Source organism: Luteimonas sp. MC1572 (assembly GCF_016615815.1).
Lineage (GTDB): Bacteria > Pseudomonadota > Gammaproteobacteria > Xanthomonadales > Xanthomonadaceae > Luteimonas.
In genome coordinates, this window is record NZ_CP067112.1 from 1368707 (window position 1) to 1388867 (window position 20161).

At 70.2% G+C, this 20161-nt stretch carries 16 protein-coding genes; 2 read left to right on the plus strand and 14 right to left on the minus strand.

Going from position 1 to position 20161, the window contains the following annotated elements:
• Positions 1-55 precede the first annotated feature (55 nt).
• Positions 56-1123 carry an NADH:flavin oxidoreductase/NADH oxidase gene (locus JGR64_RS06195; protein ID WP_199372526.1) on the plus strand — a complete coding sequence of 356 codons (1068 nt, stop codon included), beginning with the start codon at positions 56-58 and terminating at the stop codon, positions 1121-1123.
• A 26-nt stretch (positions 1124-1149) separates the two neighbouring features.
• Here the strand turns inward: JGR64_RS06195 and JGR64_RS06200 are convergent, their stop codons facing one another.
• The 3 genes from JGR64_RS06200 to JGR64_RS06210 all read right to left on the minus strand — a co-directional run bounded on the left by JGR64_RS06200 (position 1150) and on the right by JGR64_RS06210 (position 6476).
• Positions 1150-2109: an acetyl-CoA carboxylase carboxyltransferase subunit alpha gene (locus JGR64_RS06200; RefSeq protein ID WP_199372527.1), complete on the minus strand. Its 960-nt coding sequence runs from the start codon at positions 2107-2109 to the stop codon at positions 1150-1152.
• A gap of 86 nt (positions 2110-2195) precedes the next feature.
• On the minus strand, positions 2196-5756 hold the full coding sequence (dnaE, locus tag JGR64_RS06205) for a DNA polymerase III subunit alpha (RefSeq protein ID WP_199372528.1): 3561 nt from the start codon (positions 5754-5756) through the stop codon (positions 2196-2198).
• An 84-nt stretch (positions 5757-5840) separates the two neighbouring features.
• Positions 5841-6476: a hypothetical protein gene (locus tag JGR64_RS06210; protein WP_199372529.1), complete on the minus strand. Its 636-nt coding sequence runs from the start codon at positions 6474-6476 to the stop codon at positions 5841-5843.
• A 185-nt stretch (positions 6477-6661) separates the two neighbouring features.
• Here JGR64_RS06210 and JGR64_RS06215 point away from each other — a divergent pair, with 185 nt between their 5' ends.
• Entirely contained in the window at positions 6662-8725 is a 2064-nt protein-coding gene (locus JGR64_RS06215) for a tetratricopeptide repeat protein (RefSeq protein WP_199372530.1), read from the plus strand.
• A 13-nt stretch (positions 8726-8738) separates the two neighbouring features.
• On the opposite strand, the gene JGR64_RS06220 is transcribed toward JGR64_RS06215, so the two are convergent.
• From JGR64_RS06220 to frr, 11 genes are all read right to left on the minus strand, one after another.
• A complete protein-coding gene (locus JGR64_RS06220; protein ID WP_199372531.1) occupies positions 8739-9413 on the minus strand; it encodes a ribonuclease HII in 675 nt (224 codons plus the stop codon).
• Positions 9410-10603, minus strand: a complete 1194-nt coding sequence (gene lpxB / locus JGR64_RS06225; protein ID WP_199372532.1) for a lipid-A-disaccharide synthase — start codon at positions 10601-10603, stop codon at positions 9410-9412. Before lpxB ends, JGR64_RS06220 begins: the two co-directional genes overlap by 4 nt.
• Positions 10600-11385, minus strand: coding sequence for an acyl-ACP--UDP-N-acetylglucosamine O-acyltransferase (gene lpxA / locus JGR64_RS06230; protein WP_199372533.1), 786 nt, complete (start codon positions 11383-11385; stop codon positions 10600-10602). The genes lpxB and lpxA overlap by 4 nt, the downstream gene beginning before the upstream one ends.
• A 1-nt stretch (position 11386) precedes the next feature.
• On the minus strand, positions 11387-11845 hold the full coding sequence (gene fabZ / locus JGR64_RS06235; protein ID WP_199372534.1) for a 3-hydroxyacyl-ACP dehydratase FabZ: 459 nt from the start codon (positions 11843-11845) through the stop codon (positions 11387-11389).
• Positions 11842-12873 (minus strand): UDP-3-O-(3-hydroxymyristoyl)glucosamine N-acyltransferase, encoded by a 1032-nt coding sequence (gene lpxD / locus JGR64_RS06240; protein ID WP_199372535.1) that lies wholly within the window; start codon positions 12871-12873, stop codon positions 11842-11844. The genes fabZ and lpxD overlap by 4 nt, the downstream gene beginning before the upstream one ends.
• A gap of 13 nt (positions 12874-12886) precedes the next feature.
• Positions 12887-15349, minus strand: coding sequence for an outer membrane protein assembly factor BamA (gene bamA, locus JGR64_RS06245; protein ID WP_199372536.1), 2463 nt, complete (start codon positions 15347-15349; stop codon positions 12887-12889).
• A gap of 63 nt (positions 15350-15412) precedes the next feature.
• Entirely contained in the window at positions 15413-16768 is a 1356-nt protein-coding gene (gene rseP / locus JGR64_RS06250; RefSeq protein WP_199372537.1) for an RIP metalloprotease RseP, read from the minus strand.
• 23 nt (positions 16769-16791) lie between these two features.
• Positions 16792-17976: a 1-deoxy-D-xylulose-5-phosphate reductoisomerase gene (locus JGR64_RS06255; RefSeq protein ID WP_199373207.1), complete on the minus strand. Its 1185-nt coding sequence runs from the start codon at positions 17974-17976 to the stop codon at positions 16792-16794.
• Complete coding sequence (locus JGR64_RS06260; RefSeq protein ID WP_199372538.1) at positions 17961-18785, minus strand: phosphatidate cytidylyltransferase; 825 nt, start codon at positions 18783-18785, stop codon at positions 17961-17963. Before JGR64_RS06260 ends, JGR64_RS06255 begins: the two co-directional genes overlap by 16 nt.
• Positions 18782-19552 (minus strand): polyprenyl diphosphate synthase, encoded by a 771-nt coding sequence (gene uppS / locus JGR64_RS06265; protein ID WP_199372539.1) that lies wholly within the window; start codon positions 19550-19552, stop codon positions 18782-18784. Before uppS ends, JGR64_RS06260 begins: the two co-directional genes overlap by 4 nt.
• Positions 19553-19562: 10 nt before the next feature.
• Positions 19563-20120, minus strand: coding sequence for a ribosome recycling factor (gene frr, locus JGR64_RS06270; RefSeq protein ID WP_199372540.1), 558 nt, complete (start codon positions 20118-20120; stop codon positions 19563-19565).
• Positions 20121-20161: the final 41 nt, after the last annotated feature.

The window sequence follows — 20161 nt, forward strand, 5'->3', positions numbered from 1 at the left end:
ACGCCCGGGAGCGCACTCGGCCTACAGTGGTCCGCCACGTCCGCGGAAGACCCCGATGAGCCAGCTGTTCCAGCCACTGCGCCAGCGCGACATCGTCCTGCGCAACCGCATCGCCGTCTCGCCGATGTGCATGTACTCATCGGTCGACGGCCTGCCGGGCGACTGGCACCTGGTGCACCTCGGCAGCCGCGCCGCGGGTGGCGCCGGCGTGGTGATGACCGAGGCGGCCGCGGTCTGCCCCGAGGGACGCATCTCGCCGCAGGATGCCGGCATGTGGAACGAAGCCCAGGCCGCGGCCTGGGCGCCGATCGCGCGGTTCATTGCCGCACAGGGCGCGGTGCCGGCGATGCAGCTGGCGCATGCCGGGCGCAAGGCCAGCACGCACGCGCCGTGGCGTGGCGATGGCGCGGTGCCGGTCGCCGACGGCGGCTGGACCGTCGTGGCGCCGTCGGCCGCGGCCTATGCCGACCACTACCCGCAGCCGCAGGAGCTCGATGCGGAGGGAATCGCGCGCGTGGTCGCTGGTTTCCGCGCGGCAGCGGCGCGTGCGCTGGAAGCCGACTTCAAGCTCGTCGAGATCCACGCCGCGCACGGCTACCTGCTGCATCAGTTCCTGTCGCCGCTCGCCAACCGGCGCGGCGATGCCTGGGGCGGCGGCTTCGAGGGCCGCACGCGGATCGTCCGCGACGTGGTGTCTGCGGTGCGCGAGGTCTGGCCGGAACGCCTGCCGCTGTGGATGCGGATCTCGGCCACCGACTGGGTCGATGGCGGCTGGGACGTCGAGCAGAGCGTGGAGCTGGCGCGCAGCGTCAAGGCGCTGGGCGTGGACCTGATCGACGCGTCCAGCGGCGGACTGGACCGGCGCCAGCAGATCGAACCCCGACCCGGCTACCAGGTGCCGTTCGCGGCGCGCATCCGCCGCGAGGCGGATATCGCCACCGGCGCCGTCGGCCTGGTGACCGAAGCGGCGCAGGCCGAGCGGATCGTGGCCTCGGGCGACGCCGACGTGGTGCTGTTGGCGCGCGAATCACTGCGCGATCCGTACTTCCCGATGCGCGCCGCGAGGGTCCTGGGCGTCACGCCCGTGGTGCCGGTGCAGTACCAGCGCGCCTGGGGCGGCTAGGCGGCCCAGGCGCGCGTGCCAACCGATCAGGCGGCTTCGTAGGCGCCGTAGCTGCGCAGGCGCTTGTAGCGCCTGTCCAGCAGCTGATCGCTGGACATGCCCTCGAAGGCGTCGAGCTCGTTGAGCAGCACGGCCTTCAGGCGCTTGGCCATCTGCTTCGGATTGCGGTGCGCGCCGCCGATCGGCTCGCGCACCAGCTTGTCCACCAGGCCAAGGCCCAGCAGGCGCTTGGCGGTGAGGCCCAGCTGTTCGGCGGCGTCGCGCGCCTTCCCGGCGTCCTTCCACAGGATCGAGGCGCAGCCCTCGGGCGAGATCACCGAGTAGGTGCTGTATTCCAGCATCAGCGTGCGGTCGCCCACGCCGACCGCGAGCGCGCCGCCGGAGCCGCCTTCGCCGATCACCGTGCACAGGATGGGCGTGCGGAGCTCGGCCATTTCCATCAGGTTGCGGGCGATCGCCTCGGACTGGCCGCGCTCTTCGGCGCCGATGCCGGGGTAGGCGCCGGGCGTGTCGATGAAGGTCAGCAGCGGCAGCTTGAAGCGCTCCGCCATCTTCATCAGGCGCAGCGCCTTGCGGTAGCCCTCGGGGCGCGGCATGCCGAAGTTGCGGCGCACCTTGGCCTTGGTGTCGCGGCCTTTCTGGTGGCCGATGATCATCACCGAGCGGCCATTGATGCGGCCCAGCCCACCGACGATCGCAGGATCGTCGGCGTACGCGCGGTCACCGGCCAGCTCCTGGAACTCGTCGCAAACGAAGCGGATGTAGTCGTTGGTGTACGGCCGCGCAGGGTGGCGCGCGAGCTGCGACACCTGCCACGGCGACAGGTCGCGAAAGATCTGCGCGGTGCGCAGGCGCAGCTTGTCCTGCAGCGTGCGCAGTTCGGCGTCGACGTTGACCGCCGAGCCGGACCCGGCGCGGCGAAGGTCCTGGATCCTCGCCTCGAGGTCGGCGATGGGTTGTTCGAAGTCGAGGTAGTTCGGGTTCATCGACGGTCTTGGCGCGGGAAAGCGGCCAGTCTAGCCGACGGCGCCCGCGAAGGCCGTACCCGGGCGTGCGGTCGGTAGTGCGTCGCCTACTGCGACCAGGGCCGCGGGCCCACCGCCACGCGCACCGCCTTGACGCCCGGCTGCGCGCGCAGCTCGCCGACCATGGCCGGATCCACGCGCACCGACTGCGTGCCGTTGACGTCGAGGCTGCCGGCCGCCCCGCTGACGAGAAGCAGGTCGTAGCGAAGCGGAGTGGGGCCGGGACGGTGGCGCGCCAGCAATGTCTCGACGCGTTCCAGCACGCCGGCCACGCGCAGGTCGAGGCGCAGCGACATGCGTTGCGCGGCCTGCTCGCAGACCTGCTGGAAATCCCAGGCGCGGCGCGCGCGCAGCGAAAACCCGCCGCTGAACTCGTCCTCGCGCAGCCCGCCTTCGACGATCACGATGCGATCGCGGGTGAGCAGCGCAGCGTTCTCGAACCAGGCCTCGGAGAAGAACGCGCATTCCAGGCGCCCGCGCCCGTCCTCGATGTGCACGAACGCCTGCGACTCGCCGCGCTTGCGCATGCCGGCGACCTGGCCGGCAACCACCACCGTGACCTCCTGGCGCCAGCCGCCGCGGCCGCCATCCTTGCCGCCGCCGCGTGACGATGCGCCCGACTCCCACAGCGCATCGAGCTGGCCGAGGTCGCAACCGACGAGGCCCTTCAGCTCTTCGCGGTACGGGTCCAGTGGATGGCCGCTGAGGTAGTGGCCAAGCGTCTCGCGCTCGCCCGCCAGCTTCTGCTGCAGCGGCCATTCCGCGGTCTCGCGCAGCTCGATGCGTGCCGCCGCCTGCGGCTCGGCGAACCCGCCGAACAGCGAGGCCTGCCCGGCCTCGCGTTCGCGTGCCAGCTGTTCGGTGGCCTTCAGTACCTCCGGCAGCTGCAGCGTCAGCGAAGCGCGGTTGAGCCCGAGCGCGTCGAGCGCGCCGGCATTGACCAGCGCCTCCAGCGTGCGCCGGTTGAGGCGCGCGGATTCCACGCGCCGGCAGAAGTCGAGCAGGTCCACGTAGGGGCCGCCCTTGCGGCGCTCCTCCGCGATCGCCTCGCACGCGCCCTGGCCGACGCCCTTCACCGCGCCCAGCCCATAGCGCAGCGTGCCGCCATCCATGGCTTCGAACATGTACCCCGACGCGTTGACGTCCGGCGGCTGCACGTCCAGCCCGAGCTTGCGCGCCTCGTCGAGGAACATCACCACCTTGTCGGTGTTGTCCATGTCCGACGACAGCACCGCGGCCATGAACTCCGCCGGGTGGTGCACCTTCAGCCATGCGGTCTGGTAGGCGACCAGCGCATAGGCGGCCGAGTGCGACTTGTTGAAGCCGTACTCGGCGAACTTCTCCATCAGGTCGAAGATCTGCGTCGCCACCTTCGGGTCGACGCCGTTGCCGGAGGCGCCGGCCTCGAACTTGGCGCGCTCCTTGGCCATCTCCGCGGCGTTCTTCTTGCCCATCGCGCGGCGCAGCAGGTCCGCGCCGCCCAGCGAGTAGCCGGCCAGGACCTGGGCGATCTGCATCACCTGTTCCTGGTAGACGATCACCCCGTAGGTCGGCTTGAGCACCGTTTCCAGCGACGGATGGGGATAGGTGACCACGGCATTGCCGTGCTTGCGGTCGACCCAGTCCTTGTCCATGCCCGAACCGAGCGGGCCGGGGCGGAACAGCGCCGCGAGTGCGATGATGTCCTCGAACACGTCGGGCTTGGCGCGCTTGAGCAGCTCGCGCATGCCGCGCGATTCGAACTGGAACACCGCCACCGTGTCGCCGCGCGCGAACAGCTGGTAGGTGGCCTTGTCGTCGAGCGGCAGCTTGGTGATGTCGAGCGGCGCGGCCGACGCATCCGCCCCGGTGCGTGCGCGCTCGTTGATCGCCTTCACCGCCCAGTCGATGATCGTCAGCGTGCGCAGGCCGAGGAAGTCGAACTTCACCAGGCCGACGCTTTCCACGTCGTCCTTGTCGAACTGCGTGACCGGGTTGCGGCCGCGGCCTTCGCCATCGTGTTCGGCGTACAGCGGGCAGAAGTCGGACAGCGGCGACGGCGCGATCACCACGCCGCCGGCGTGCTTGCCGGCGTTGCGCGTCAGGTCCTCGAGCTGCAGCGCGAGGTCGATCAGGTCGCGGACGTCGTCCTCGTCGCCGTAGCGGGCGATGAGTTCGTCGGAGCGCCAGGCATCGTCCTTGCGCCCCTTCTCGGTGCGCCCGAGCGCGTCGGCCAGCGACACGCCGAGCGTCATCGGCACCAGCTTGGCCACGCTGTCCACGAAGCCGTACGGGAAGCCGAGCACGCGGCCGGTATCGCGCACCACCGCCTTCGCGGCCATGGTGCCGTAGGTGATGATCTGGCTGACACGGTCGCGGCCGTACTTGGCGGCGACGTAGTCGATCACCTCGTCGCGCCGGTCCATGCAGAAGTCGATGTCGAAGTCCGGCATCGACACGCGTTCGGGGTTGAGGAAGCGCTCGAACAGCAGGTCGTAGGGCAGCGGGTCGAGGTCGGTGATGCCCAGCGCCCAGGCGACCAGCGAGCCCGCGCCGGAGCCGCGGCCGGGCCCGACCGGGATGCCGTGGTCCTTGGCCCAGTTGATGAAGTCCGCGACGATCAGGAAGTAGCCGGGGAAGCCCATCGAGACGATCACGCCGAGCTCGGTGTCCAGGCGCGCGTCGTAGCTGGCGCGGTCGTGGCCGGGCGCCAGCGGGGCGACGGCCAGGCGCCTGTCGAGCCCGTCGCGCGCCTCGCTGCGGATCCACGAATCCAGGGTGTGGTCGCTCGGCACCGGGAATGCCGGCAGGTAGTACGTGCCCAGGCGCAGCTCGAGATTGCAGCGCTGCGCCAGTGCCACGGCGTTGTCGATCGCGTCCGGCGCGTCGGTGAACAGCGCCACCATCTCGTCGGCGGACTTCAGGTACTGCTGCGCGGTGTGGTCGTGCGGGCGGCGCGGATCGTCGAGCGCGCGCCCGGAGGCGATGCACACGCGCGCCTCGTGGGCGTCGAAGCCGTCGCCATCGAGGAAGCGCACTTCGTTTCCGGCCACCAGCGGCACGTCGCAGGGTCCGGCGGCGTGCAGGGCGAAATCATTGAACGCGGCCTCGTCGGCAAAGCCGCAGCGCGCGAGCTGCAGGTGCAGGCCGTCATCCAGCACGCCGCGCCAGTCGCGCAGCCAGGCTTCGGCCAGGTCGTGCTTGCCGGCGGCAACCAGATGCCCGGCCGGGGAATGCCGGCCGGCGAGCGCGAACAGGCCACGGTGGTCCTCGCGCAGCCACTCCGGGCGCACCACCACGCCATCGTGGCGTTGGCCTTCCATCCACGCCCGCGTCAGCAGCCGCGAAAGGGCCAGGTAGCCGTCATGGTCGCGGCAGAGCAGGGTAAGTGTGGCCGGGTTGTCGCTGCCGTCGGCGATGCTGATGTCGGCGCCGGCGATCGGCTTGATGCCGGCGCCTTCGGCCGACTTGAAGAACTTGACCAGCGAGAACAGGTTGTTGCGGTCGGTGACCGCGACCGACGGCTGGCCCATGGCCACGCAGCGCTTGACGAGGTCCGGGATGCGGATCGTCGAGTCGGCGAGTGAATACTCGCTGTGCAGGTTGAGGTGGACGAAACGAGGGGACATCGCAGGACCGGCGTGGCAACACGCAGGTTAGGTGCCCGCTCCCGCGCGGACAAGGCTTGACAGCCCGATCCGCGCGGATCGCCCTCAGTGGACCTGGAACCGCGGGGCGCCGGTTTCCTCCAGGTAGGTCTGCCGACCGCGTTCCAGGATGTGCGCCAGCAAGCGCAACTCGGCCTGGCGCGCCTCCAGCCATTCGTCGCGGCCAAACGCCAACTCGTGCGGGCGTTCACCGCGCAGGATCGCCTCTTCGATCCTCAGGCGGCGGAAATCCAGATAGGCATCGAGTTCATCGATCAGCCGCGGCATGGCCAGGTCGACCAGCAGGGCGTAGTCCAGGCCACCGACCACCGGTACGGCGTCGGGCAACAGGCGTTCGCTGCCGGTGGCGTAGTCCGCGATCAGCTGGATGCGCTCCCTGAGTTCGGGATCGAGCTGCCACGCCGGTTCGCTTGCCAGCATGCGCAAGGCCCGCAGGCAGCGCGCGCGCTGTCGGATACCCGCCAGTCTGGTGCGGTCCGCGTGCTGGTCCAGCAGCTGGCGTGCCGCACTGGCGATTCCGTCCAGTTGCGGCACCTGCTCAGGGCCTGCCAGCGCACTGGCGACCCGCTGGAACCGTTCGATGCTTCGCTGGTCGGGGACGCGGCCGGCGATGTGGTTGCGGCGCGCGCGACCGGACGGATCGGCTGCGGGCAACGGGAGTGAGTCGAGATGGACGTACATGGCGTTCTCCGGATTGGAGCCGCCGTCGGGCGGGAATCCAAGTGTCCACCTCTGTCGACCGGGAAGCTTGACGGAAATGGACGGAGACCATGATGGAAGCGCGAGGGAATGCGGTGTGCCGGTTCAGTCCGCTTCCCACGTTCTTACCGGGGCTCACTGCTGGGCGGGACAGGGCCGGCATTGCCATGGCGGACGACGCACGCATCTACAGGTTCGGCGACGTCGAGGTCGACACCGGCGCCCACCGCGTCATGCGCGGTGGGCGGCCCGTGGCGCTGGAGCCCAAGGCCTATGCGGTGCTCCTGGTACTGCTTGCGCATCCCGGCCATGCGATTCCCCGCGATGAGCTGCTGGACCACGTATGGGGGCATCGCCACGTCACGCCAGGCGTGCTGAACCGCGTGGTCGCGCAGTTGCGCAAGGCCCTCGGCGACGATGCGGAGCATCCGCGCTACATCCAGACCCTGCATGCGGTCGGCTACCGTTTCATGTGCGTTCCCGACGTCCATCCCGCCGCAGCGCTGCCTGCCGCGGAGGAAATTTCCGACGAGACGTCGCTGGTGGAAATTTCATCGGTACACGACGTGGCGGAGGAGCGTGGCGCCGGCCGGTCGCCGTGGCTCCGCGTGGCAGGGGTTGCCATGCTCCTGGTGATCATCGCCACGGCGTGGTGGCGCCTGGCCCCTCCGGAGGCGACGGGGCCGAACACGGCAACGATCGCGCTGCGCCCGTTCTCCATGCTCGGCGGCAGTGCCGAGGATGCGTGGTTTGCCGAGGGCCTCGCGGTGGAAATGCACGATGCGCTGGCCGCGGTGCCGGGCCTCAAGGTGGCGGCGTTGATGGACCCGGCTGATCCGCGCCGCGACGTCGACGTGCGCGAGCTCGGGCGCATGCTCGACGTCCGCGCCGTGCTCGACGCCAGCGTGCGCCGCGATGGCGACCGGGTGCGCATCAATGCGCGGCTGAGCGATACCGGCACCGGCTACGTGCTCTGGAGCCGCAGCTATGAACACGCGATGTCGGAACTGTTCGACACCCAGGGCGCGATCGCGGGCGAAGTGGTCGAGTCCATGCTGGGCGCGGTGCCGGCCCAGCGGGAGTCGCTGCGGCAGCGCCTCGCGCCGACCCGCAGCGTGGCGGCATTCGAAGCCTACCTGCGCGGAATCGAGCTCGCGCGCACCCCGCTCGATCGCGAGCGCAGTGGCCAGGCCGCGGATGCCTTCCGCGCCGCGCTTGCCGCGGACGCGGGGTTTGCCCGCGCGCAGGCGGCGCTGTGCGCCACCGAAACGCGGCGCTTCGAGTACTGGAATGACGCCAAGGCGCACGAGCGTGCGCTGGTGGCCTGCAGGCGCGCGCTGGAGATGGTCCCGGTGCCGCCGGAGGCATCGCTGGCGCTGGGCAACCTGCTGCGCGTGGATGGCGAGTTCGACAAGGCCCAGGCGCATTTCGAGGCCGCCAGCCGTGCGCCCGCGAGCGCGGCGCTTGCACATGTCGGCCTCGGCAAGATCGCGGCAGCGCGCGGCGATGCGGCGCGGTCGCGGCAGCACTTCGACCAGGCGCTGGCGCTGGCGCCGGAAAACGCGCAGGTGCATGCCGAAATCGGCTACCAGGCCTATCGCGACGGGCGCCTGGAGGATGCAAAGCGCGCGTACCGCCGCGCGCTGGAGCTCGACCCCGACAACGCCGGCAACTGGAACACGCTCGGGTTCCTGCACCTGCTGGCGGGCGAGGATGACGATGCTTCCCGCGCCTTCGAGCGCTCGATCGCGATCACGCCCAGCGCCGACGTGCTGGCGAACTTCGCGCTCCTGCGCGGCCAGGCGGGCGACCACGAGGGCGCGGTCGCGCTGTACCGGCGTGCGCTCGAACTCGACCCCGACGACTACATCAACTGGGGCAACCTGGCCGACGGCCTGCGCGCCAGCGGCGCCGCGCGCGCGGAGGTGCGCGCGGCGTACATGCAGGCGGAGCAGCGCGTGCGCCGCTACCTGGGCATCAACAAGGGAGACGGCTATGCGCAGGCCGCGCTGGGCTGGTACTGCGCCAACCTGGGCAAGCGCGAGGAGGCGTTGGAGCTGGTGCGGAACTCGCGCGCCACGACCATTGGCGATCGCGCGGAGATCGCGCTCTACAACGCCGAGAGCCTGGCCATGCTGGGCATGCGCGAGGCCTCCCGCCAGGCGCTGGAACGCGCGCGCGCGGCGGGAATTTCCGAGGCCCGGATCCGCGCGAGCCCGGTCCTGGAGTGAGTGCGCGCGACGATCAGGCGGCTGGCACGCCGAGGTCCGCGAACAGGTCGCGGGCCTCGGCCGCACGCACCGGCGCAAAGCTGCGGCGGTGCTCGGGGCAGGGGCCGTGCGCGCGCAGCGCATGCAGGTGCGCGGGCGTGCCATAGCCCTTGTGCGCGTCGAACCCGTATTGCGGATAGCGCGCATGGAGGGCCTGCAGAGCGCGGTCGCGCGTGACCTTTGCCAGGATCGACGCCGCCATGATGCTGCGGTCACGCGCATCGCCGCCGACCCAGGCCTCTGCCGGGCAGGGCAGCCCCTGCGGCAGCGCGTTGCCGTCGATGCGCGCGCAGCCGGCGGCATGGGCGACGCCTTCCACGGCCTGGCGCATGCCCAGCATCGTCGCCTGGTAGATGTTGAGGCGGTCGATCTCGGCGGCGGCGATGGTCACCACGTGCCAGGCCAGCGCGCGTTCCACGATGCGCGCGTACAGGGTTTCACGCCGCGATGCGCAAAGCTGCTTGGAGTCGTCGAGTCCGTTGACGCGCGGGCGTGCGGGATCGAACACCACCGCAGCCACCACGACCGGGCCGGCCAGCGGGCCGCGCCCGGCTTCGTCCACGCCCGCGACCAGCAGCGTCGCCTCGGCGGCGCAGGAATGATCGCCGCTGCGGGTGATGCCGCCGGCGCGTGGCGGGCGCTGCCTCATGCGGGCGCCGTGCCGCCCGCGGCGACGTGGTGGCCTGCATCCACGAGTTCGGCCACGGCGTTGGCGGCCTCGCGCGAAGCGTCGCGGCGCAGCATCAGGTGCAGTTCGCGGTAGCGCGGCGCGAGTGCCGCGACCGCGTCCGGGTCGGCGAACCAGGCCAGCACCGCATCCGCAAGCTTCTCCGGCGTGCAGTCGTCCTGCATCAGTTCCGGGGCGATGGTGTCGCCGGCCAGCACGTTGGGCAGCGCATAGCGGTCGACCTTCAGCAGGCCCAGGCCCTTGACGATGGCGTGGGTGGTCGGCGAGATCCGGTAGCCGACCACCATCGGCCGCTTGGCCAGCATGGTTTCGAGCGTCGCGGTGCCGGAGGCCAGCAGCACGACGTCCGCGGCGAACATCGCGTCGCGCGCCTGTCCGTCCAGCAGGTGGGCGCCGGGCAGGGCGTGTGCGGGATCCGCGAGCAGGCCGGACAGCGCGGCGCGGCAGGCGGCGTTGGCCGCCGGCACCAGGACCTGCAGGCCGGGAATGCGCTGCCCGACCAGAGCGGAAGCCGCGAGAAAGGCGGGGCCGAGGCGTCCGATCTCGCCGAGCCGCGAGCCGGGCAGCACGGCCAGCACCGGTGCATCTGCGGACAGGCCCAGCCGTGCGCGGGCGGCGGCGCGATCCGGCTCGAGCGGCATGGCGTCGGCCATCGGGTGGCCGACGAAGCGCGCGTCCACGCCGTGGCGGGCGTAGATCGCCGGCTCCATCGGGAACAGGCACAGCACGCGATCGGCGCTGCGCCCGATCTTCGCCGCGCGCCCCTGGCGCCAGGCCCAGACCGAGGGGCTGACGTAATGCACGGTGCGGATGCCACGGCCCTTGAGCTGGCGCTCGAGCCCGAGGTTGAAATCCGGCGCATCGATGCCGATGAACACGTCCGGACGCCAGTCGACAAGGCGCTTGCGCAGTCCGCGCCGCAGCGCCAGCAGCCGCGGCAGGTGCGCCAGCACTTCGCTGAGGCCCATCACCGCCAGCTCGCCGGCGTCGTGCCAGGTGTCCACGCCGGCCGCGCGCATCGCATCGCCACCGACACCGGCGAACACGGCATCCGGAAAGCGCGCCTGAAGGCTCTCGACCAGTCCCGCGCCGAGCAGGTCGCCCGAGGCCTCGCCGGCCACCAGCGCGAAGCGCGGCGCGCGCGCGCTCACCGCAGCAGCGGCCGTTCGCCGGCCTCGATGAAGGCGAGCATGCGCCGCACGTCCTCGCTGTCGGCGGCCATCGCCGCGAGCTTGGCGCGCGCGTCATCGAGGCTGTCGCCGGACATGTACACCGCGCGGTAGGCGCGGCGGATCGCGGCGATGCGTTCGCCGTCGAAACCGCGGCGCTTCAGGCCTTCGGCGTTGATCCCGCGCGGCCGCCCGTAGCCGTCCTGCGCCACCATCAGGTAGGGCGCGACGTCGCCGTTGACGAACGCCCCCATGCCGACGAACGCGTGGTCGCCGACCCGGCAGAACTGGTGCACCCCGGCAAAACCGCTGAGGATCACGTGGTCGCCCACCGAGACGTGGCCGGCGAGCGATGCGTTGTTGGAAAACACGCAATGGCTGCCGACCATGCAGTCGTGCGCCACGTGCGCGTAGGCGAGGAACCAGTTGTCGTCGCCGATGCGCGTGATGCCGCCGCCGCCCGCGGTGCCGCGGCTGATGGTCACGAACTCGCGGATGACGTTGCGGTCGCCGATCTCAAGCTCGACGCGCTCGCCGCGGTATTTCTTGTCCTGCGGCTCGCCACCGATCGCCGCGTGGCCGTGGACATGGTTGTCGCGCCCGATGCGGGTGGGCCCCTGGATGCTGCAGTGGGCGCCGATGCGGCTGCCGTCGCCGATCTCGACGCCGGCGCCGATGAAGGTGAACGGGCCGATGTCGACCCCTTCGCCGATCCGCGCAGCAGGATCGACGACCGCGCTGGCGTGGATCGTCGTGGCGGCCATCTCAGTCCTTGACCTCGGCGCAGAGGATGTCGGCGCTCGCGACCTGTTCGCCGTCGACGCTGGCGAGGCCGCAATAGAGCGTCATGTTGCGGATCTCGCGCTTGATGGTGACTTCGAGGTCGAGGCGGTCGCCCGGTTCGACCATGCGCGAGAAGCGCGCGTTGTCGATCTTGACCAGGTACGACAGGCGGCCCTCGGCGGTGCCGCCCTGCGACAGCTGCGTGAGCACGCCGCCAGCCTGCGCGAGTGCTTCGACCACCAGCACCCCCGGCATCACCGGGCGGTCGGGGAAGTGCCCCTGGAAATAGGCTTCGTTCACCGTGACGTTCTTGTAGGCGAGGACGCGCTTGTGCGCCTCGAACTCGACCACGCGGTCGACCAGCAGGAACGGATAACGGTGCGGCAGCATGGTGCGGATCGCGTTGACGCCGATCGGCAGCTGCACGGCGGGTGGTGTCATGGTGTCTCCTTGTCGAGTCGCTGCACCTGCCGGGCCAGCGCGTCGAGTTGCCTGAAGCGAGCGGCGCTCTTGCGCCAGCTGCGGTTGTCCATCAATGGCGTGCCGGAAGAATACTCGCCCGGCGCGTCGATCGAACTGGTGACCAGCGCCATCGCGGTGATCACCACGCGGTCGCAGACGGTGATGTGGCCGACGATGCCGGCGCCGCCGCCGACCAGGCAGTAGCGGCCGATCACCGCGCTGCCGGCAACTGCCACGCAGCCGGCCATCGCGGTGTGCGCGCCGATGCGGACGTTGTGGCCGACCTGGATCTGGTTGTCGAGGCGCACGTCATCCTCGAGCACGGTGTCTTCGATGGCACCGCGGTCGATGGTTGTGTTGGCGCCGATCTCGCAGTCGTCCCCGACCACAACGCCGCCCTGCTGCGGGACCTTGATCCAGCGGCCGCCGTCCATCGCCAGCCCGAAGCCGTCGGCGCCGAGCACGGCACCCGGGTGGATCAGCACGCGTTCGCCAAGGCGGACGCGGCGTACCAGCGTGACCCGCGCCACGAGGCGGCTGCCCGCGCCGACGACGCAATCCTCGCCGACCACGCAGCCAGGCCCGACGATCGCGCCGGCGCCGACCACCGACCGTTCGCCGATGAAAGCCAAGGGGCCGATCTCGGCGGAAGGATCGATGCGCGCGCCGGCCTCGACCACCGCGCTGGCGTGCACGCCGGGGCGCGGCGCCTGCGGCGGATCGAACAGTGCCGCGATGTGCGCGAACGCCACGTAGGGATCGCGGGCGACCAGCAGGGTGCGACCCAGGCCATCGGCGTCGGCATCGGCTTCGCCCACGACCACCACGCCCGCCGCCGAGCCCGCCAGCTGGCTGCGGTAGCGCGGGTTGGAGAGGAACGACAGCTGCCTCGGACCGGCGCCGGACAGCGTGGCGACCGCGTCGACCTCGGTCTCGCCGTCACCGCGCAGCACCAGCCCGAAGCGCTCGGCCAGCGCCGCCGCCGTCAGGGTCGTCGTCGAGTGCATGGAATGCCCGCCGTTAGAACGCGCCGCCAAAGGTGAACTGCAGGCGCTCGATCTCGTCGCCTTCCTTCTTGCGGAGCGGGAACGCGTAGCTGATCGAGATCGGGCCGACCGGTGCGCGCCACATCAGCGCCACGCCCGCCGACGAACGCAGCTCGCCGGTGTCGAACGCGTCGACGTCCTTGAACACGTTGCCGAAGTCGACGAACGCCGAGATGCGCGCTGCCGGCGAGTCGAGCAGCGTCGGGAAGAACATCTCCAATGCGCCGATGGTCTTCACCGCGCCGCCGATCACCTGCCGGTAGCTGCTGTTGAACGCGGTTTCGCGCGGGCCCAGCGTGTTGTCGCGGAAGCCGCGCACCGAGCGCGCGCCGCCGGCGTAGAAGTTCTCGAAGAACGGCAGGCCGTCGGCGATCGCGTTGCGGCGCTGCGGCAGGTCGTCCGTGTCCTCGGGCGAGTCGGGATCGAAGACGATGCCCTGGAGCGCATTGCCATAGCTGTCGCCGTAGCCGATCTCGGCGCGGGTGTTGAGCACCAGCGCGCGCGAAATGGGCCAGTACTTGGAGAACTCGTAGTTGAGCTTGTAGTACTCGGCGGTGGAGCCGGGCAGGGTGACCTCGGCCGAGACGCGCTGCAGGGTGCCGCGGCTCGGCTGCAGGAAGTCGTTGCGGGTGTCGCGGGCCCAGCCCACTTCGCCGCGCCAGGCGTGGAAGGTGCGCTGGCCGATGACATCGATGTAATCGACGATCGACTGCGGCGAACTGCCGCGGAAGGCGAAGATCTGGTTGCTGTCGATGCCGAACATGGCGGAGAAGCTGTCGTGTTCGGAGATCGGGATCCCGAGCATGACCTGCGCGGCGCGGCTGGTCGACGAATACTGCGCGGTGTTGAACTCAGAGTTGTCGAACTCGCGCCACCAGACGTTGTAGCCGAGCGACAGGCCGTTGTCGGTGAAGTACGGGTTCACGTACGAGAACGAGTAGCGCTGCAGGTAGACGTTGCGCTGCGCCTCGATCGAGATCCGGTTGCCGCTGCCGAGGAAGTTGTTCTGCGACAGCTGCACAGAGGTGGTCATGCCGCTCAGTTGCGAATAGCCGAGGCCGAACATGAAGCTGCCCGACGTGGTCTCGGTGACGCTGAACTCCACGTCGACCAGGTCGTTGCTGCCGGTGACGGGCTTGCTCTCGACGTTGACGCTGCCGGATTCGAAGAAGCCGAGGCGCTGCAGGCGGACCTTGGAACGGTCGATCGCGGCCTGCGAGTACCACGTGCCCTCGAACTGGCGCATCTCGCGGCGCATGACTTCGTCGGAAGTGCGCGAGTTGCCCTTGAACACGATGCGTCGCACGCTGACGCGCGGGCCCGGGACGACCTGCAGGTTGATCGACACCTTGCGGTTCTCGCGGTCGATGTCCGGGATCACGTTGACCTGGGCAAAGGCGTAGCCGATGTTGCTGAGCGTGGCGGTGATCTGGTCGGAACTGAATTCGAGCAGGGCGCGCGAGAACGACATGCCGGACTGCATCAGCACCAGCTTCTGGATCTCCTCCTTGGGCAGCACCGTGTCGCCGGTCACCTCGACCTTGTCGACGGTGAACACCTCGCCTTCGGTGAGCCCGGCGGTGATGTACATCTCGCGGCGATCGGGGCTGATCGCAACCTGGATGTTGTCCTCGCTGAAGTCGACGTAGCCGCGGTCGAGGTAGAAGTTGCGCAGCTTCTCGCGATCGCCCTCGAGCTTCTCGCGCGAGTACTGGTCGTCGCGGCGGTACCAGCTCAGCCAGTTGCTCTCGCCGGACTCCCAGCTGTCGGTCAGCTGTTCGTCGTCGAAGGTCTCGTTGCCGACCAGGTTGATGTGGCTGATCTTGGCCGCCTTGCCTTCCTTGACGTTGATGGTCACGTCGACGCGGTTGCGGTCGAGCGGCGACACGGTCGGCGTGATCTCGACGTTGTACTTGCCGCGGTTGTTGTACTGGCGGGTCAGTTCCTGGGTTACGCGGTCGAGCGCGAGGCGGTCGAAGGTCTCGCCCTCGGACAGGCCGATGTCGCGCAGCCCCTTGGTGAGGTCCTCGGTCTTGATGTCCTTGTTGCCGGCAAGCGTCAGCTTGTTGATGGCGGGACGCTCGGTCACCGTCACCACCAGGATGTCGCCCTGGCGGCCGATGCGGACGTCCTCGAAGAACCCGGTCTTGTAGAGCGCGCGGATGGCGTCGCCGACACGGCTGCCATCGACGGTATCGCCGCGTTCGATCGGCAGGTACGTGAATACGGTGCCGGCGCCGATGCGCTGCAGGCCGTCGACACGGATGTCGCTGACCGTGAAGGCACCGCGGGTCATGGCGGATGTGGCCGGCGCGGCGGGCTGCGGCGCGAAGCCGAATGCGGCCTGCGGATCGACCGGCTGCTGGGCCAGGGCCGGGGTCGCAAGCGACGAAGCCAGGGCGAGGGCGAGCAGGCGGCGTTTCGGGTATCGCGTCATCAAATGCGTCCGGGTATGGCGGTTCGGGGGTGTGCGTGTCGTGCAGCGGTCTTGCGGGTGGCGTCAGCGCACCAGTTGCAGAATGTCGTTGTAGAACGCGAGGCCCATCAGGCCGGCGAGCATCGCAAGTCCGACGTACTGGCCGGCAACCATCGCGCGCTCGCCGAGCGGGCTGCCCTTGACCAACTCGATAAGGTAATACAACAGGTGACCGCCGTCCAAGATCGGGATCGGCAGCAGGTTGATGATGGCCAGGCTCAGCGAGAGGAGGGCGAGGAAACTGAGGAACCACGCGGCGCCCAGATTGGCCGATGCGTTGGCATAGCGGGCGATGGTGATCGGCCCGGAGACGTTCTCCGCCGAAGCGCGGCCGGTCAGCAGGCGCCTGATCATGCCGAGCGAGTCGCTGGCCAGGCGGCCGGTCTCGGCCACCGCGGCAGGCAGGGCGGCCAGCGGGCCGTGGCGCAGCAGGGCATCCGGCGTCGGCGCCTGCGCGGTGTCGGGAGTGATGCCCAGCGCCCAGAAAGGCGCGCGGCCTTCCACTTCAGCCAGGGTGGGGGTGAGTTCCAGTGCCAGGCGCTCGCCGTCGCGCTGCACCTCCACCATGCCCGCGCCGCCCTGCTCGCCGAGGGCCTGCACCAGCGGGCCGATGGCGTCGAAGGAATCGACGGGGCTGCCATCGATGGCGGTGATGCGGTCGCCGTCGGCCAGCACGCCCCAGGCGGCGCTGTCCTCGCGCACGCTGCCCACGATCGCCGGCAGCAGGTGGCTGCGCGGCACCAGGCCGATGGCGCGGACCGCGCGGCGCTCGTCCATGTCCGCGGGCAGCGAGGCCAGCCGCAGGGTGCGGGTGGCTTCGTCGCCCGCGGCGGTGCGCACGCGCACGTCGAGGTCACCGCGGTCCATGGCCGCCGTCGTCAGCGCGATCGCCGCCTCGCTCCAGGTCGGCGTGGCGCGTTCGCCGACGGCGAGCACCGTGTCGCCGCGCGCCAAGCCGGCTTCGGCGGCGATGCCCTGGACCTGGCCCAGCACCGGCAGGAAATCAGGGCGGCCGATCACGAACATCGCCCACAGCAGCGCGATGCACAGCAACAGGTTGGCGAGCGGGCCGGCGGCGACGATGGCGATCCGGCGCCACACCGACTGGCGGTTGAAGGCCTGCGAGGCCTCGGCGGGGTCGACGTCGCCTTCGCGCTCGTCGAGCATCTTCACGTAACCGCCCAGCGGCAGCGCGGCGATCACGTACTCGGTACCGTCGCGACCGCGACGCGACCACAGCGGCTTGCCGAAGCCGATCGAAAAGCGAAGCACCTTGACGCCGTTGCGGCGCGCCACCCAGTAGTGGCCGAACTCGTGGAACGTCACCAGCACGCCAAGGCTGACGATCATCCACCACACCGAACCGAGGAACGTACTCATGGGGGGGCGCGGATCCGTGTGCGTCAGGCGGGGTGGCGGGACAGTGCGGCGCTGGCGACGCGGCGTGCTTCAGCGTCGGCTTCGCGCAGTGCGTCGAGCGTGTCTGCGGCGCGTGCAGGCAGCGCCTCCAATGTCTCTTCGACGAGCACGGGAATGGACAGGAAGCCTACCCGGCCCTGAAGGAAGGCTGAAACCGCGACTTCGTTGGCGGCATTGAGCACCGCAGGTGCTGTTCCACCAGCGGCCAGGGCGGCATAGGCCAGGCGCAGGCAGGGGAAGGCGGCGGTGTCGGGCGCCTCGAAGTCGAGCCGCCCGTGCGCCAGCAGGTCGAGGCCAGCGACGCCCGACTGCACCCGTTCCGGCCAACCCAGGCCGACCGCGAGCGCCGTGCGCATGTCGGGCAGTCCAAGCTGGGCGAGGGTGGAGCCGTCGATGAACTCGACCAGCGAATGCACCAGGCTCTGCGGGTGGACCAGCACGTCGACCCGCTCCGGCGGCAGGCCGAACAGGTGGCAGGCCTCGATCACTTCGAGGCCCTTGTTCATCAGCGTGGCCGAATCCACCGAGATCTTGGGCCCCATCGACCACTTCGGGTGGGCCACGGCCTGCGCCGGGGTGACGTTGGCCAGCGTGGCGCGATCGCGTCCGCGGAACGGCCCGCCGGATGCGGTCAGCACGATGCGCCGCACGCCTGCGCCGGCGCCGTCGCGCGGCAGGCACTGGAAGATGGCGTTGTGCTCGCTGTCGATCGGGATGATCCGCGCGCCGCCGTCGCGGGCCGCGGCCATCATCAGCTCGCCGGCGAGCACCAGCGATTCCTTGTTGGCCAGCAGCAGGCGCTTGCCGGCGCGTGCCGCGGCGAGGGTGGAGTCGAGGCCGGCGGCGCCGACGATCGCGGCGACCACGGTGTCGCAGCCAGGCCCGGAGGCAAGCGCGTCGATGGCCGCAGCGCCGGCATGTGCGCGGGTGGCCAGGCCTGCATCGGCGAGGCCGTCGCGAAGTGCCGCGAAGCCCGCTTCATCGGCGATCACCGCATCGTCCGGCCGATGCCTGCGGCACAGCGCGACCAGTGCGGCGACATTGCTGCCGGCGGCCAGCACGCTGGCGCGCATCGTATCGGGATGGCGCGCCACGACGTCGAGCGCGGACGCGCCGATCGAGCCGGTCGCGCCGAGGATCGCCACGCGTTGCATCAGAAGCCCAGCCAGAACTTGCCCAGCGCGAACACCGGGAGTGCGGCGAGCACACTGTCGAGGCGGTCCATGACTCCGCCATGGCCGGGGATCAGGTTGCCCGAGTCCTTGGCGCCGACGTGGCGCTTGAGCAGGCTCTCGAACAGGTCGCCGACGACCGAGAACAGCACGGTCAACAGCGCCACCAGTGCCACGAGGGCCAAGTGGGACGGCTGCGTGCCCAGCAGCCAGGCGCCGAGCACCGCGACCACGATGCCCGCCGCCAGGCCGCCGACCAGGCCGGCGACGGTCTTGTTGGGGCTGATGCGCGGCGCCAGCTTGCGCTTGCCCCATGCACGGCCGGCGAAATAGGCGCCGGTATCGGTGGCCCAGATGATGCCCAGGGCCAGCAGCAGCCAGCCCGGTCCGTCGTGATGCAGCAGGGCGAGTGCGCACCACGCGGGGATCACCGCGAGCGTCGCCGCCGCCAGCTTGAACACGCGCGCATTGGTGTCGTGGTCGGAGGCGAAGTCGTAATGCACGAGCCACAGCATGGCGAGCAGCCACCACACCACGCCCACCACCAGCGCGAGCTTGAACAGCACCATGGTCCCGCCCGAGCCACCGGTGGCCCAGGCCAGGGCGACCATCAGCAGCAGGTTGAGCACCAGCAGCGCGCCGCGTGCCAGCGTGTCCTCGATCTCGGCCAGGGCGAACCACTCCCACATGCCGGCCAGGAAGATGACCGCGGCAAGCAGCACCATCCACTGGGTCGGCAGCAGGAGCACGGCCGCGATGGCGGCCGGTCCCATGATGAAGGCGGCGATGAGGCGGGTTCGGGTCATTGGGTCCGGGTGTCCGTGGTCGGGGCGGCGGCCACGGCCACCTGTTCGCCGGTCAGCCCGAAACGGCGCTCGCGGCTGGCGAAGGCGTCGAGCGCCTGTTCAAGCGTGGCGACATCGAGGTCGGGCCACAGCAGGTCGGTGAACCAGAGTTCGGTATAGGCCAGCTGCCACAGCAGGAAATTGCTGATGCGCAGGTCGCCGCCGGTGCGGATGAAGAGGTCCGGGGCCGGCACGTCGGCCAGCGCAAGGCGTGCGGCGAGTGCGGACTCGTCGATGTCTTCGGGCGACATGCGGCCAGCGGCCACTTCCGCGGCCAGCTCACGCGCGGCGCGGGCGATGTCCTGCCGCCCGCCATAGCTGGCGGCGATCGACAGCGCCAACCGGGTGTTGCCCGCGGTCAACGCCTCGGCCGCCTGCATGCGGCTGGCGATGGCGGGGTCGAAGCGGCTGCGCTCGCCGATGAAACGCACGCGCACGCCGCGCCGGTGCAATTCGCCGACTTCGCGATCCAGGGCGTTGAGGAACAGCTTCATAAGCGCCCCGACTTCGTCGGCGGGGCGGCCCCAGTTTTCGCTGGAGAACGCGAACAGCGTCAGCGCTTCGATGCCGCGTTCAATGCAGAAATCGATGCACAGGTTGACCGCGCGCGCGCCGGCGCGATGGCCGATCGCGCGCGGGCGCTTGCGACGTGCGGCCCAGCGGCCGTTGCCGTCCATGATGACGGCCACGTGGCGCGGTACCGGTTGCGGTGTGGCGGAGGCGCTCATCGTGCCGCCATCAGACCGCCATCAGCTCCTGCTCCTTGGCCTTGACCACCTCATCGACATCCTTGATCGCCTCGTCGGTGATCTTCTGGATCTCGGTTTCGCTGCGGCGCTCGTCATCCTCGGAGATCGCCTTCTCCTTCAGCATGTCCTTGACCTGCTGGTTGGCGTCGCGGCGGATGTTGCGGATCGCGACCTTCGCGCTCTCGCCTTCGCTGTGCACGACCTTGGTCAGGTCACGGCGGCGCTCTTCGGTCAGCGCCGGCAGGTTGATGCGGATGACCATGCCCGAGGTGTTGGGCGTCAGGCCGAGGTCGGAGGCCAGGATCGCCTTCTCCACGGCACTGACCATCTGCTTTTCCCAGGGCGTGATGGTCAGGGTGCGCGCGTCGCTGACCGTGACCGAGGCGACCTGCGTCAGCGGCATGTCGGAGCCGTAATAGTTGACCCTCAGGTGGTCGACCAGCGCGGTGGAGGCGCGCCCGGTGCGCACCTTGCCCAGGTCGTGGCGCAGGGCCTCGACGCTCTTCGCCATGCGCGCTTGCGCGTCTTTCTTGATCTGGTTGGGCATCGTGGCCTCGCTGCGGGTAAGCAAGCGGCGGATTATAGGCG